We start from the raw sequence: 14797 nt of genomic DNA, 5'->3' as shown, positions 1-14797 counted from the left end.
GTGTGTGTCAGTACTCGGTGGTTTTTGCTAATGATTTAACAACCGGGCTGCTGTCCGGGCTGGCGGTGGTGCGCCAGTGGATAACGCCGGGGGTGGTGGCCAGCTCAAACGGCTCGTCGGCGTGCGCGCGATTAAGAATTCGCGCCGCGCGCCAGGCCATCAGGCTGAGCTGGGGTTCGGCAATGCCGAGACGGTGCATCCCGGCATTCACTGCGAACAGGCGGTTGCTCTGCGGTCCGTCCCATTCGAGAGTGAAATCGTTGTTGATGCAGAAGGCTTCGTCCGTATCCAGATGCAGGCGATGAGACAGCGGCGCGAGGAACGCGGGCTGAACGGCGCGGTAGCCGGTGGCGAAGATCGTCACGTCGCTCTCCAGCTGCTCGCGGCCGCCGTCGAGGTGATGCTGAATGCTCAGACGATGTCCGTTTTCCTGGTGCGTCAGAGACGTCACCGAGCGGGACGGCAGGAGATGCGCCCAGGGTTTTTCACGCAGCACTTCGAAGCGGTGGTACATGGCGCGGTAAATCGCCAGCAGGGACTCGGTGGTGATACCGTCGGAGGTCATCTTCTGCTCGTGCAGCATCTGCCGACGGGCCTCTTCACCGAGCGTGGAGAAGCTGTCCACGTACTCCGGCGTGAAATACTCATTGGCAAAGGCGGCTTCATCCAGCGCGTTGTAGTTATTGCGGCGCGATACCCAGTTCAGGCTCAGCGGCTGACCCCATTCGCCGCGGAAGATATTCAGGAACAGGTCGGCCCCGCTCTGGCCGCCGCCGACCACGGTGACGCGCTTGCCCGCAAGATCCGGCGTGCGGAGCATCATCTCGCTGGCGTGGAAGCAGGTATCGTCCTGCACGGTAACGCAGTCAGGCAGGTTGATCTGTTTGCCAATCCCCACGCAGACGTGGCGCGCCAGGAAGCGGTCGCGCTGGGTCATCACCTCAAACAGGCCGCTTTTATCATCAAAGCTCACCTGCTGTACCTGCTGGCTGAAGGACAGATTGGTGAGGTTTTCCGCCGCCCAGCACAGGTAGTCCGCAAACTCTTCGCGGGAGACGGTGCGCTGCTCGGTGGTCAGGAAGCGATAGAACTTTTTGCGCTGCACCAGGTAGTTCAGGAAGCTGTGGCGGTTGGTTGGCTCCACGGCGCTGACCAGATCCTTCAGGAAGCTGGTCTGCATGTGGCAGTCCGGCACCATCATCCCCGGGTGCCAGGAGAAATGCGGTTTACGCTCAAGGAACAGCGAGCTAAAGCCGTCCAGCCCTTCGGCCAGAGCGGCGATGCTGAGGTTAAACGGGCCAATACCAATGCCGATGAAATCATAGGTTTTCATTGCGCTGACTCCCGGGAGGCGAGAAAAAGAGGGTTATCGAGGTCGGTAACGTAGTTCGGCAGCATGCGGCTGCCGCCGTCGTGTTCGGAGAAGGTCAGTTTGACCGGGTTGAGGATCACGCGAATAATCTGCGGCTTGAAAAGATCGAATTTGGCGAAGCGTTCTGCCAGATCCGGGTGCGCCGCCATATAACCCCGTAATACTCCGGCCAGAATCTGGTAGAAGCGCGTTTCGCTGACGCCGCTTTGCAGCGTGAGGCGCGAGATAAAGCGCAGCACCGTCACAAAGTTACCGGTTTGCAGGTCGTGAATAATGTAATCCGCGCTCAGGCGCGCCGTGACGGCCTTCACCTGCTCCGGCAGGCTCTGCGCCTGCGGGAAATCCTCATCCACCAGGCGCATATCGCCCTGGAAATCTTTCAGCAGGATGCGCTGCGGGACGTAATCCTTCATCACCAGCGTCACGTTCTGGCCGTGGGCGATCAGCGCCACGCCGTAGCGGCAGAGCAGGTGATAGAACGGGATCACCGTTGCCTCAAACAGCTTTTCCAGCCACGCGTCGGCGCTTAGCCCCGAGCGTTTAATCCACGCGTCGATCAGCGGGCGCCCTGCATTGTCGGTTTCCATCAGCGCCGCCATCAGCACCGCCTGCTCACCGTCCTCTAAATAACAGGACGGGTTCTCGCGCCAGATCACCCCCAGCATCTCCTGATAGCGGTAGGGCGCTTTCGGCAACGCGGCGTAAACCGGATGCGACAGATAGCCGGCGGCGGGTTCGCCAAGCACCTGCGCACCGGAGCGGGCAAGCGTGGCGTCGGTGGCAAACTGCTGCTGAAGCCAGCGCGAGGCCAGCGGCCCGGCGGCAATGTACTTGCCCGGAATGCCGCGATAGCAGGAGGTGTTGTAGATGGTCAGCGGAAGCTTGATGTCATACGGCGCGCGACGGCTGACGTTGGTGAGCGTGCGCAGGGACTGCTGCGCCAGATACTCGTCGCCAAATTCGCCCAGCTCAACCATCTCTCCGCGCGCCAACTGCGCCAGGAAATGAATGGCGATCTTCTGCTGCCACTGCCACGGGTGCAGCGGCACCGGCAGCCAGCCGTCGTTGAGACCCAGCGCCTGCCAGCGGGCGTCAAAGCGGGCGCGCTCGGCGTTGTCCATGGCGCTCGCCAACAGAGCGTTGATATCGCAATCGGCGTCGCTGCTCCAGACCAGATGTTTCCGCTGAACGGCAACCCAGTGCAGACGAAAACGTCCGCGATACTCGGGCGCGTACTGGCGCAGCGCGTCCAGCCCCCAGCCGCGGCGGCCTTTGTTGAAAATAAACTTCGGGTGACCGCTCATCAGACACTGTAATTCGTCCGGGTCGAGGTGGATCAGCGCGTCCGCGTCCAGCGCTTCACGCGCCTGTAGGAGCTGCATGTCGCCGCGCAGCGTGGCGTAGAGATCTTCCATGTGCTCTGCCGTTTGCGCGTCGCTCATCTCCAGCACCGTCGCCAGCTGCAGCAGCGCGCTTTCCGCTTCGACGGCATCGCCGCTGGCGGCGATCAGGCTGTTCGGGTCGATATGCAGCCAGCCCCAGATCCCGCGCGCGGCGCGAAACTGCCAGGACTCGTTGCCCATGCTGATGCGCCAGCCGTCCGACGAAACCGGCTCAGCGCGCAGGGTGCGTTCGTATTCCAGCTCGGCGAGGATCTTCGCCACCATCTCGCGGTTCACTTTCTGCCAGAGCGCGTTCACAGTTCCACCTCGCTGAAGAAGCGGTGGCGCTTGCTCATGATGAGGCGCGAGCGCTTGTGCGGGAAGTCGAACTCTTTCACCGTGTCGAAACCGGCGGAGGCCAGGTGGCGGAACAGGCGCTGGTTGTCGAAGCGCGGCTCGGCTACGATGCGCGCGGTGCGCGGTTCATCGAGATACAGATAGTGGCTCAGGGCGCGCAGCCAGCTGCGGATGTACTGCGCGCCGCGCCAGTTCTCTTCGCCCACCAGCATGTGCAGGCCGCGGTCAAACGGCTGCCAGCGGTAGTGGCGGCCAATGCGGTCTTCCGCCGCCCAGTAGAGTTCAAAATAGCCGAACGGCTGGTCGTCGAAGCAGCCGATAACCGGGTAGCAGTAGGTCGAGTCAAGCTGACGGCGCAGGTAGCTTTCCTGCTCGGCCTGCGGGCCCGCCATCTCCCAGAAGGCGTTCACGCGCGGGTTGTTCATCCATTGGGTAAAGCGCTCGCCGTCCATCGCCACGTCGGCTACGCGGAAGCTGAGGGTGCGCTTAATTTGCGGATCGTAACGACGGTACACTTCGCCCTGCGGGCGGTGAGGACGCAGCGGGAAATACAGCTGACGGCTCTCATCAAACTGCATCCCGCCGCTGGCTCGTGATTGTTCGCCTTTCAGCCACAGCGGCAGCTGCCAGAAGGTTTCGCGTGCCAGATAGTCCCCGTGAGCCAGGCTAAACAGCGCCTGCGCCTGGGGTTCATCCTGCCAGGTCGCCCAGGGCAGGGTAATGCCGGTCAGCGCGGGTGCGGCAACAAACAGCTGATCGAGGGCTTCGACCAGCCAGCCGTCCGGGATCCCCCTCAGACGCTCCAGCACCGCGCTGCCGTCGAGACCCAACGTCAGCGGCAGCGCGCGATCCGTTGCGGTGCAGCGAAAGCCGTAGCCGGAATGGACGATATTCGCGATTGCCATTACGCCTTCTCCTTGTAAAACGGGTTGCTAAAGTCGAAATAGATCACCGCCGGATCGGCGATGGTGTTTTCATTGCGATCGTGCAGGTAACAGAAGAAGTTGCCTTTGCAGTTCCAGGTCGGGCTGTCGAGGACGTAGTCGAGGCAGCGGGTCTGCTTTGCCGTCTTGCGCAGTTCCGTCAGCGCGTCGCGCACGCGGGACATCAGGTTCTCCTCGCTGTCAAAACCGGCGGCGGCGAGGGCGGCGGTGACGGCAAGGGTAGAGTTCAGCAGCAGGTAATAAGGGAAGTAGCGCAGCAGCTGGCTCTCACCGAAGCGGTTTTCCACCTCCGTTTCGCCCGCCTCTTTCAGCCACCCGTCGGCTCCTTCGGTCCACGCGCTGCCCTGGCAGTCGCGGTAGATCAGCCCGACGGGGAAATCCTGCTGCATCTCAACGAGGATATTTTGCTGGTGCGCCAGCAGGACCAGACCGTAGTCCGCCTCGGCGCTGAACAGCGGGAGCAACACGCGGTCGCAATAGGCGTCCAGCCAGCAGCGGGCGGCCTGGGCGAGCGGTAATTCCAGACGCTGGCTCAGACGGCGCACCGCGGAGGCCAGCAGGCTGTCGCCGCCGTCCGGCGCGGCCTGGGTCAGGCTCACCAGTACGTTGGTTTGCGTTTCGGGGGTATCGAACAGCAGGTTGACGCGCAGGGCCATCAGGCTCTCTTCCTGAATAGCGCCGCTTTCGTCACGCAGCCCCGCCCAGCCGTCTTCCTGCATCACGCGCATGGTCGGGTAGCGTGACTGTAATTCTTGCCAGCGTTCTGTTTTCGCCAGGCGCGCCAGGCGCATTCCGCGCTTAACCTCTTTGACCGACAGCGTGCGCACGGAGTTGGTCAGGCGCACGCTGAGGGAGAACTTAATCATGTCGCCGTTGGTTTCGCTGTACAGCGAGCGGGAGGAGCTGGTGGGCAGCCACTGCGCGCCCGCTTCGCCCAGATCCTGCAATGAACCGTTTTCCGCCAGACGCTGGCACCAGTCCTGCTCCAGCAGATAGTCGGCCTGCCACGGATGCATCGGCAGCAGCCAGCGGGTGTCGGTGAAGTGGCCGAGCAGCTCAGGCGCGCTCTGGGCCGCGAAGCGCAGCAGACGCTCGCGCAGGGAGACGTTCAGGCTGTCGCCGGCAACGAGCGTGCTCTCAACGGCAAACCAGCGCAGCGGGAAGCGGGAGGCGAAATCGGGCAAATAGCGACGCGCCTCGGTTTCGCTGAACGGCTCGTGGGATTTTGGCGCCGGGTGAAACGCGTGGCCGACCAGCAGCGCCTGTTCCGCGTCGGCAAACGTCAGCGGCTTATCGCGCAGGTTTGCCCAGCCGTGGCGCAGATCGATAGCCTGCCATGTGTGCGCATGGCTTTCGAGAACGCGCTGCTTAAAACGCGCCAGCGTATCGGCATCCAGCGAGCCTTTTACTGACGTTTTTTCAAGAATTAAATCAACCAGTTGGTCAAGTGTGACGGTGTCACCGTCATCACTGTTGCTTTGAATAAGCGTTGCCGGGAAACGGTACTGATGATGCTGGGTGGGAGAGAAATAGCGTACCGGAACCCGAAGCGCCTGGGTTTGTGACAGCGGGATATGAATGTTCGGTAACGCATCCGCAGCGGTAGCGGGGAGATAGCGCCAGTCCTTCGTTTCGCGCAACAGGGCGTTTAAAAAACACTGGGCTGCAACGTCTGTACCGGCAGAGCGGGGCAGAGCACGCATAGATGTACCTCATTCCATGATTGATAATAATTCTCGTTATGATATTCATTCTGTTTACAGTCGCAACCATTTTTGCAATATTTGTTTTCATAAACTTCATGATTTCCACACATTTATTGACACTATGTTCACATTCTCATGCGCGCTGACTCAGAAACATTGACCGAAAACGTCACCTCAAAAGCCAACTGGCCCCTGGCGTTATGTGCGGGTTTATTAGGTATCGGGCAAAACGGCCTGCTGGTGATGCTCCCGCAGCTGGTGACCCAGACCGGGCTGTCGCTCTCGGTCTGGGCCGGCCTGCTGATGTTCGGATCCATGCTCTTTTTACCGGCCTCGCCCTGGTGGGGACGCCAGAGCGAGCGGCGGGGATGTAAGGCCGTGATGGTGGCCTCGCTGAGCGGCTATCTGGCCAGTTTCGTCGTCATGGCGCTGGTGGTCTGGGCGATGGCGGCCGGAAGGCTGGATACTTACTGGGGACTGGCGGGGCTGATCCTCTCGCGCCTGCTCTACGGACTGACGGTCTCGGGGCTGGTGCCTGCGGCCCAGACGTGGGCTATTCAGCGTGCGGGGCTGGAGAAGAGAATGGCGGCGCTGGCGACGATAAGCTCCGGCCTCAGCTGCGGACGTTTGCTCGGCCCGCCGCTGGCGGCGCTGATGCTCAGCGTCAGCCCGGTGGCGCCGCTCTGGCTGATGGCGATCGCGCCGTTAATCGCCCTGCTGCTGGTTATTCGCGAAGTCGCAGACCCGCCGCTGCCGCCGGTGGCGCACCAGGCGACCCGCCTGCAGGCCTCCATGCTGCCGTTCCTGCTGCTGGCGCTGCTGCTGGCGGCGCTGGTGAGCCTGATGCAGCTTGGACTGTCACCGCATCTTAGCCCCCTGCTGGAGGGCAACGCCCGGGACATCAGCCATCACGTTGCGCTTCTGCTGAGCCTGGCCGCGCTGGCCACGCTCGCGGCGCAGTTTCTGGTGGTCCGCCCGCAGCATTTCACCCCGGTGACGTTGCTCTGCATCGCGGCGGTGCTGATGGTGGCCGGGCTTGGGCTGATGACCGTCGCGGGTTTAACACTGTTCTACGTGGGGATTGTTATCACGTCACTCGGGGCGGCGATGGCCACGCCGGGCTACCAGCTGCTGCTGAACGACAGGTTGACCACCGGAAAAGGGGCGGGCGTCATCGCCACCAGCCACACGTTAGGCTACGGCGTCAGCGCGCTGCTGGTGCCCGTGGTGACGCGCTTTTACGGCGAGCAGTCTTTGACGGTGGCCGCATGGGGAATGGCAGTGCTGTTTTTAGCGTTGAGCATAGGGGTACGGTCAACCGAGCGGACCCCTTCTGAAAAGCCTTAATGGATCTGGCGGGAGGAATGGCCGCCAGACTCCTCATTTTGCCGCAGACGCTGCAGGGGATCCTGCTGATAAAACTGGCAGAAACGCTGCCACAGCGCCGGGAAGCGGGGCGCGAAGAGCTCGGGCGCGCTGAAGAAATACTCCGACAGCACCGCAAAGCACTCGGCCGGGTCGGTTGCCGCATAGGCGTCAATGCTGGCCGCGCTTTCGCCGACCAGGTCTATTTCATCCTGAATGTTATCCATCGCCGCGTGCAGATCGTGCTCCCAGCCCGCCACCTCGCGAAGCGGGATCAGCGGTACTCCGCTGGCGCGATCGCCGTTGCGGGTATCGAGCTTATGCGCCACTTCATGGATAACCAGATTAAAACCGGACGCATCGAACGAGTCCTGAATGTCGAGCCAGTTCAGGATAATCGGCCCCTGCTGCCAGCTTTGTCCGGACTGCACCACGCGCTGGTTGTGCACCAGCCCGATATCGTCCTGCCATTCGTCATCCACCACGAACGGCGCGGGATAGATAAGCACCTCGTGGAAACCGTCCAGCCACTCAATGCCGAGCTCAAGCACCGGCAGACAGAAAAGCAGGGCGATGCGCGCGTTTTTCAGGGGATCGAGTTCGAAACCCTGTAGTGGAACCAGGCGTTTTTGCTGTAAAAAACGATCCGCCAGCTGAACCAGTTTCGCTTGTTCATCCGGCTTAAGATTAGCCAGAACAGGGATCGTCAGCGCGTCATCCCATGGCAGCGCCATATCCCGGCCAGCTTCATTCGTTTTCCAGGGCCACTTTATCATCGCTTTGCTCGCAAACTCGTCACTTGAACAAAAATGGGAAAGTCAGGTTTGGTTAAGATGCCAAAAAATCGCTCACTGCGACAATTCCAGCCTGAATAAACTATCATTCGTACGTAGCGGTGGGTAGCGGTTTACGGGCATCACCTTCATTTTGTGAAGTCTGTCGTAGCCTTAACCCACAGGTTCAGTGAAGAAATCAGTACGGTATTGAAAAGATGAGCGATTTCAAAGGTAACAAGCAGAACCTGCCCAGTCGAGCGTGCGCGCACTGCCAGCGTCCCATGACGTGGCGCAAAAAATGGGCGAAATGTTGGGATGAGGTTAAATACTGTTCTGAGCGCTGTCGCAGGAGCCACCGTTGACCGAACTGCGCCTGATCCTCGGCGATCAGCTTAATCCGCACCACAGCTGGTTTGATGCCTGCAATCCGAATGTCATTTACGTGATGCTGGAGCTGCGGGCAGAAACGGCGTACGTGCTTCACCACGCTCAGAAAGTGATCGCCATTTTTGCGGCCATGCGCGCGTTTGCCTCTGCGTTAAAGGAGAAGGGGCATCGGGTGAGGTATGTCCGGCTCTCTGACGGCTCAAACCGCGGCGCGCTGGAAGACAATCTCAACGCGCTTGTCGCGCATTACGGCGCCGACAGGGTGATATGGCAGGAGCCCGACGAATGGCGCCTGGATACGCAGCTGCAGGCGTGGGCGAAAGCGGCTTCAGTCGAAACGGCCTGCGTCAGCAGCGAGCATTTCTTCACCACCCGTGAACAGGTGAGCGCGTTCTTTGCGACGCGCAAAAGCTGGCGAATGGAGTACTTTTACCGGGAAATGCGTCGTCAGCACGGCATACTGTTAACCTCAGAAGGCGAGCCGGAAGGGGGAAAATGGAATTTTGATGCCGAAAACCGCAGGCGCTGGTCCGGCGAACCGCCCGCGCCGGAGGATTCGCGTCCGCTCCATGATTATTCAGCCTTATGGGTTGAGATCCAGCGCTGCGGCGTAAACACCTTCGGCGAACCGCAGGCCGGGAATTTTCGCTGGCCGCTCAACCGTTCGGAAGCCAAAGCCAGGCTGGATGAATTTATCGCTTACGTGCTCCCCCATTTCGGCGCCTGGCAGGACGCGATGCACGCTGAGGAGCCTTTTCTTTTCCACTCGTTAATTTCATTCGCGCTGAACACCAAAATGCTCAATCCGCGGGAAGTGGTGGCTGCCGCCCAGCAGGCATGGCGTTCGGGCCATGCGCCGCTGCCAGCCGTTGAAGGGTTTATCCGACAAATTCTCGGCTGGCGGGAGTACGTGCGTGGGATCTACTGGTCGCAGATGCCGGGCTATCGGGAACTGAATGCCTTAGACCAGCACGCGCCGCTGCCGGACTGGTTCTGGACCGGCAGGACGCAGATGCGCTGCCTGGCGCATGCGATTGGGCAGTCGCTCACCGAGGCTTACGCCCACCATATCCAGCGCCTGATGGTCATCGGGAACTTTAGCCTGCTCAGCGGCCTGTCGCCGCAGGCGGTTCATGAATGGTATCTGGGTGTCTACATTGATGCCTTTGAATGGGTGGAGCTGCCCAATACCCTCGGGATGAGCCAGTTTGGCGATGGCGGGTTACTGGCCAGCAAGCCCTACGTCTCGAGCGCGTCGTACATTCATAAGATGAGTAACTACTGTCAGGGGTGCCGGTATCAGCACAGCCAGCGTACCGGAGAGCTGGCGTGTCCCTTCAATGCCCTTTACTGGGATTTCTTTGCGCGCAACCAGGCGCGTCTGGGTAACAATCCCCGCCTGGGCATCGTTTTTAAACAGCTTGCGGACATGAAGGAAGAGGAGCGGCAGGCCATTGCCGATCGCGCCGGGTATGTTCGCCTGAATCTCAACGAGCTTTGACGTATTTCAACAACGCGCCGGTTGCGGTGGGTCAATAAGACGCTATTATTTTTGACTTTGCTGCGCATTCCCTGACAGGACATCCAGACGCTATGCCCGTGAATTTTGACCTTAACGATCTTTATGCTTTCAGAGCGTTAGTGGAATACGGTAACTTCCGTGTCGCTGCTGAATCTATCTGCTTATCCCAGTCGGCGCTGAGCCGCAGGATTGAAAAGCTGGAAGCCGCGCTGGGAAACCGGCTGTTTGACCGTACCACCCGCCGCGTGGCCTTAACGTTATACGGGCAAAACTTTGCTGAACGCTCCGCGCAGCTGCTCGACAACGTTGAGTCAATGCTGGCGGATGTTGATAAAGTCAGCGAAGAGCGGACGGGCCTGATCACGGTTGCCACGGTCCCTTCCGCGGCCTGTTACTTTATGCCCGATGTGATCCGTCGTTTTCAGTCTCGCTATCCGCGCGTGCGCATTAAGCTCATCGACAGCAGCGCGGGGAATGTGATTGACGCCGTGGCCCGAAGCCAGGCGGATTTTGGCATCAGCTTCGCAGGAAACCTGCCGTCTGAAATCGAATTTTTCCCGCTGGTGGAGGATGTCTATGTTGCAGCGTGCCGAAAGGATCACCCGCTGGCGCAGAAGAATCATCTGACGTGGCAGGCCTTTTACCAGCAGGATTATATCTCCCTCGATAAAACGTCAGGTAACCGTAACCTGCTCGATCGGATGCTGGGGGATATCGTTCCCGAACGCCCGAGCGTCTGCGAAACGCGCCACGTTACCACGATGCTCGGCATGGTAGAGGCGGGGATCGGCATTGCTGCCGTTCCCGCCATGTCGATGCCGACGTCAGAGCACACGCTGCTGACGCATCTGCCGCTGGTGGCGCCGGAAGTGAAACGCACCGTGGGGCTTATCCGGCGCCGGGGGCGTATCCAGTCCTACATTGCGGCTGAACTGGAAAAACAGATCACCGAGCAGTATCGGCGGACGTAACGGGGATCATCCCCGTTTTCTGGATGACGGCCCTGGAGGGCGGTGAGGCGAGATAGGTCAACAGCGCTTTCCCCTCCGCGGGATGTTCTGCGTGACGGGTGACCGCACCCGCGAACCGCGTGATGTACTGCAGATTATCCGGGATTTTCCCGATAAAGGTGACGCCCTGAACCGGCAGCAGCTCGCTGACCTGCTGGAAACCGACGGCGTATTTTCCTTTCGCCACTTCTGAGGCGACCGGGATACGCTCGACCATTGTCGCTTTACCCGCCACTTCTTTTTCGATCCCCATTTTTTTGAACAACGTCTGGCTGACGTACCTGCCGCTGGCGCTGTCAGAGTAGGCGATGGAGCTGGCCTGCAGCAGCGTTTTACGCAAAGCCGCCTCGCTGCTGATATCAGGGACATCCGCACCTTTTTTCACCACCATGCCAACGGGGGAGTCCGCGAGTTCCGTTCGCGAACCCGGCTGGGTCTGGGCGGCTTTTTCGAGCTTCTCCAGCGCATCGCCCACCATAATCACCACGTCGGCTTTCTCGCCGCGCGCCAGTCGATTTGGGATAGCCTGCGGCGTAGCGCCCATTGAGGGGCCGGGGATGATCACGATTTTATCCCCGGTCCGGCGTTCATAGTCCGGGGCCAGCTTTTCCAGGGCGGCCTTGAAGCCGCCTGAAATCATGACCTTTACGTCCTGGGCACAGGCATTAACGCTCAGGAGCGTCAGCACCAGCGCGCTGGCGGTAAAGCGATAAGTGCGTTTCATACTGCCCCCTGTGACTTGACGGTGTTTTGCAGCGATACCGCGCGGCGGCGGTAGAGGTAGAGCGTGGCCAGCAGGGCACACACGGCAGCGAAACTCATCCAGTAGCCAGGCGAGGCTTTGTCACCGGTGTATTCAATCAGCGCGGTGGACATTACCGGGGTAAAGCCGCCAAAGACCGCCGTTGCCAGGCTGTAAGCCAGAGAGAACCCCGCCACGCGCACTTCAGCAGGCATAATCTCCGTCAGGGCCGGGATCATCGCGCCGTTGTACAGGCCGTAGAGGAAGGAGAGCCACAGCAGTACGCTCAGCATCATGGAAAAGCTGGGCGCGCTCGCCAGCAGCGTCAGGGCAGGGTAGCTGGTCGCCAGCGCCAGCAGGGCCATGGCAATCAGCACCGGCTTGCGCCCGAAGCGATCCGACAGCGCGCCGCCCACCGGCAGCCAGATGAAGTTAGAAATCGCCACCAGCAGCGTGACCAGCAGGCTGTCCGAGGCGCTGAGCATCAGCACCTTTTTGCCAAAGGTGGGGGCGTAGACGGTGATCAGGTAGAACGCGGTGGTGGTCATCGCCACCATCAGCATGCCCGCGACCACCACCTGCCAGTTGCCAAGCAGCGTTTTAAAGACCTGACGCATCTCCAGATGATGGCGGCGCGCGCTGAACTCTTCTGTTTCCTCCAGCTTGCGGCGCAGGAAGAAGATAAACGGCACGATTAAACAGCCGAACAGGAACGGGATGCGCCAGCCCCATTCGCGAATGGCGCTCTCCTCCATCAGGGCATTCAGGGCAAAGCCCATCGCCGCGGCGACCATAATGGCGACCTGCTGGCTGCCGGACTGCCAGCTGGTGTAAAACCCTTTGCGGCCCGGCGTGGCGATTTCAGCCAGATAGACCGAGACGCCTCCAAGCTCTGCACCGGCGGAAAAGCCCTGCAGCAGACGGCCCGTCAGCACCAGCAGCGGCGCCCACAGACCGATGCTTTGATAAGAGGGGATAAGCACAATCAGGAACGTCCCCGCCGCCATGATGGAAAGGGTAACGATCAGACCCTTTCTGCGCCCAACCTTGTCAATATACGCGCCAAGCACGATGGCCCCGATGGGACGCATCAAAAAGCCCGCGCCGAAGACGGCGAAGGTCATCATCAGCGACGCAAATTCACTGCTTGCCGGGAAGAACGTATGGGCGATGTAGGTGGCATAGAAGCCGAACAGAAAGAAATCGAACTGCTCAAGAAAGTTGCCGGACGTCACGCGAAGTATGGCGCCCGCTTTCGAGCGTACGGTTGCAGGTGAGGTTGAGGAAAACATGGTTATCTCCAGTTTATTGTTGACGTTTTACGCGTCTGTTTTTGAAAACTGGATCAGGTTGAGGAAATAGATAAGCGCAAATGCCGCATCGGCTGATGCACGTTTTGCATGAATAGCCTTCGCGGGATAAATACAATTAATGACAACAATAACTTAACAATTAATTGATTTTTTATTCACCACTTTTTGCTAAGTGGCTGATATCACGGTTTTGTGACATGACGCAGGCGCATGTCTGACTGCGACTGCCGGGCAGCGTTGCGCCACCCGGCCTGTCTCAACCTAGCGCTGTGAACAACCCGCGCACTGTTTGTTCTGGATCTGCTGGAAGAAATCGTTGCCTTTGTCATCCACCAGGATAAACGCCGGGAAGTTCTCGACTTCAATTTTCCAGATGGCTTCCATTCCCAGCTCCGGATACGCGACGCATTCCAGGCTCTTAATGCTGTTTTGCGCCAGCACCGCTGCCGGGCCGCCAATGCTGCCCAGGTAGAAGCCGCCGTGTTTATGACAGGCGTCGGTTACCTGCTGGCTGCGGTTGCCTTTCGCCAGCATGATCATGCTCGCGCCGTGGGATTGCAGTAAGTCCACATACGAGTCCATACGACCCGCCGTGGTCGGGCCGAGCGAGCCAGACGCGTAGCCTTCCGGCGTTTTGGCCGGGCCCGCGTAGTAAATCGGATGATCTTTGACGTACTGCGGCAGTTCTTCACCATTGTCGAGCAGCTCTTTCAGCTTCGCGTGGGCGATATCGCGCGCCACGATGATAGTACCGTTCAGCGACAGGCGGGTAGAGACCGGGTGCGCGGAAAGCTGCGCCAGGATCTCATTCATCGGCTTGTCCAGATTGATGCTCACCACGTCGCCTTCGCCCTGCTGGCGCAGTGATTCAGGAATATACTGGCCCGGGTTGTGTTCCAGCTTCTCAATCCAGATCCCGTCGCGGTTGATCTTCGCTTTGATGTTGCGGTCTGCGGAGCAGGAGACGCCCATGCCGATTGGGCAGGAGGCGCCGTGGCGCGGCAGGCGGATCACGCGGATATCGTGGGCGAAGTATTTACCGCCGAACTGCGCGCCGAGGCCGAGGTTCTGCGCTTCCTGGAGCAGTTCCTGTTCGAGCTGTACGTCGCGGAACGCCTGGCCGTGTTCATTGCCTTCCGTCGGCAGCGCGTCGTAGTAGCGCGTGGAAGCGAGCTTTACGGTTTTCAGCGTGGCTTCCGCTGACGTACCGCCAATCACAAATGCGATATGGTAAGGCGGGCAGGCCGCAGTGCCCAGGGTGCGCATCTTCTCAACCAGGTAGTTTTTCAGCTTCGCCGGGGTGATCAGCGCTTTGGTTTCCTGATAGAGGTAGGTTTTGTTGGCAGAACCGCCGCCTTTTGCCATGCACAGGAATTTGTATTCGTCCCCGTCCACGCTGTAGAGATCGATCTGCGCGGGCAGGTTGGTGCCGGTATTCACCTCTTTATACATGTCCAGCGCCGCATTCTGCGAGTAGCGCAGGTTATCTTCAATGTAGGTGTTATACACGCCCTGGCTCAGCGCCGCTTCGTCACCGCCGCCGGTCCAGACGCGCTGGCCTTTTTTACCCATGATGATAGCGGTGCCGGTATCCTGGCAGGTTGGCAGCACGCCTTTTGCGGCAATTTCAGAGTTACGCAGGAACTGCAGGGCAACGTATTTGTCGTTCTGGCTGGCTTCCGGGTCGTTCAGGATCGCGGCAACCTGCTTCTGATGGGAAGGACGCAGCATAAACGCGGCATCGTGGAAGGCCTGCTGCGCCATCAGGGTCAGCGCTTCTGGCTCCACTTTCAGCACTTCCTGGCCTTCGAATTCGGCAACGGAGACGTGCTCTTTGGTCAGCAGATAGTATTCGGTGTCGTCATGGGAAAGAGGGAAGGGGTTCTGATAAAAAAACGGTTTATTCGACATAGTATTGCTC

Annotated in this window: 12 protein-coding genes; 4 read left to right on the top strand and 8 right to left on the bottom strand. The window is 59.9% G+C overall.

The features are described from left to right. Positions 1–7: 7 nt before the first annotated feature. From DFO52_RS04485 to DFO52_RS04470, 4 genes are read right to left on the bottom strand one after another with little or no spacing between them, the layout of a single operon-like run. Positions 8–1333 (bottom strand): SidA/IucD/PvdA family monooxygenase, encoded by a 1326-nt coding sequence (locus DFO52_RS04485; protein WP_133549474.1) that lies wholly within the window; start codon positions 1331–1333, stop codon positions 8–10. Then, on the bottom strand, positions 1330–3072 hold the full coding sequence (iucC, locus tag DFO52_RS04480; protein ID WP_133549472.1) for an IucA/IucC family siderophore biosynthesis protein: 1743 nt from the start codon (positions 3070–3072) through the stop codon (positions 1330–1332). Before iucC ends, DFO52_RS04485 begins: the two co-directional genes overlap by 4 nt. Then, positions 3069–4016, bottom strand: coding sequence for a GNAT family N-acetyltransferase (locus tag DFO52_RS04475; RefSeq protein WP_133549470.1), 948 nt, complete (start codon positions 4014–4016; stop codon positions 3069–3071). Before DFO52_RS04475 ends, iucC begins: the two co-directional genes overlap by 4 nt. After that, on the bottom strand, positions 4016–5758 hold the full coding sequence (locus DFO52_RS04470; protein WP_133549468.1) for an IucA/IucC family protein: 1743 nt from the start codon (positions 5756–5758) through the stop codon (positions 4016–4018). The genes DFO52_RS04475 and DFO52_RS04470 overlap by 1 nt, the downstream gene beginning before the upstream one ends. 138 nt (positions 5759–5896) lie before the next feature. On the opposite strand from DFO52_RS04470, the gene DFO52_RS04465 reads away from it, so the two are divergent. Next, a complete protein-coding gene (locus tag DFO52_RS04465; RefSeq protein WP_133549466.1) occupies positions 5897–7108 on the top strand; it encodes an MFS transporter in 1212 nt (403 codons plus the stop codon). Here the strand turns inward: DFO52_RS04465 and mtfA are convergent. Further along, complete coding sequence (gene mtfA / locus DFO52_RS04460; RefSeq protein ID WP_023312333.1) at positions 7105–7902, bottom strand: DgsA anti-repressor MtfA; 798 nt, start codon at positions 7900–7902, stop codon at positions 7105–7107. The two genes, DFO52_RS04465 and mtfA, sit on opposite strands and share 4 nt — an antisense overlap. Before the next feature lie 215 nt (positions 7903–8117). Between mtfA and DFO52_RS04455 the strand changes: the two genes are divergently transcribed. The 3 genes from DFO52_RS04455 (at position 8118) to DFO52_RS04445 (ending at position 10782) form a co-directional block, all read left to right on the top strand. Then, the gene (locus tag DFO52_RS04455; RefSeq protein WP_071789391.1) at positions 8118–8264 is read left to right on the top strand and encodes a DUF2256 domain-containing protein; all 147 of its coding nucleotides are present in this window, start codon (positions 8118–8120) and stop codon (positions 8262–8264) included. Continuing rightward, positions 8261–9790, top strand: coding sequence for a cryptochrome/photolyase family protein (locus DFO52_RS04450; RefSeq protein WP_121932010.1), 1530 nt, complete (start codon positions 8261–8263; stop codon positions 9788–9790). Before DFO52_RS04455 ends, DFO52_RS04450 begins: the two co-directional genes overlap by 4 nt. A 92-nt stretch (positions 9791–9882) precedes the next feature. Then, positions 9883–10782 carry a LysR family transcriptional regulator gene (locus tag DFO52_RS04445; RefSeq protein WP_029741698.1) on the top strand — a complete coding sequence of 300 codons (900 nt, stop codon included), beginning with the start codon at positions 9883–9885 and terminating at the stop codon, positions 10780–10782. Here DFO52_RS04445 and DFO52_RS04440 read toward each other — a convergent pair. From DFO52_RS04440 to fumA, 3 genes are all read right to left on the bottom strand, one after another. After that, entirely contained in the window at positions 10757–11545 is a 789-nt protein-coding gene (locus DFO52_RS04440; RefSeq protein WP_133549464.1) for a substrate-binding domain-containing protein, read from the bottom strand. The two genes, DFO52_RS04445 and DFO52_RS04440, sit on opposite strands and share 26 nt — an antisense overlap. Then, complete coding sequence (locus DFO52_RS04435; RefSeq protein ID WP_023336204.1) at positions 11542–12855, bottom strand: MFS transporter; 1314 nt, start codon at positions 12853–12855, stop codon at positions 11542–11544. Before DFO52_RS04435 ends, DFO52_RS04440 begins: the two co-directional genes overlap by 4 nt. Before the next feature lie 282 nt (positions 12856–13137). After that, the gene (gene fumA / locus DFO52_RS04430) at positions 13138–14787 is read right to left on the bottom strand and encodes a class I fumarate hydratase FumA (RefSeq protein WP_133549462.1); all 1650 of its coding nucleotides are present in this window, start codon (positions 14785–14787) and stop codon (positions 13138–13140) included. Positions 14788–14797 lie beyond the last annotated feature (10 nt).

The sequence above is a fragment of the Enterobacter sp. AG326 genome, assembly GCF_004362415.1.
GTDB lineage: Bacteria > Pseudomonadota > Gammaproteobacteria > Enterobacterales > Enterobacteriaceae > Enterobacter > Enterobacter asburiae.
The sequence above is the reverse complement of the archived record's forward strand: the minus strand, read 5'-3'. Positions and strand labels throughout refer to the sequence as shown.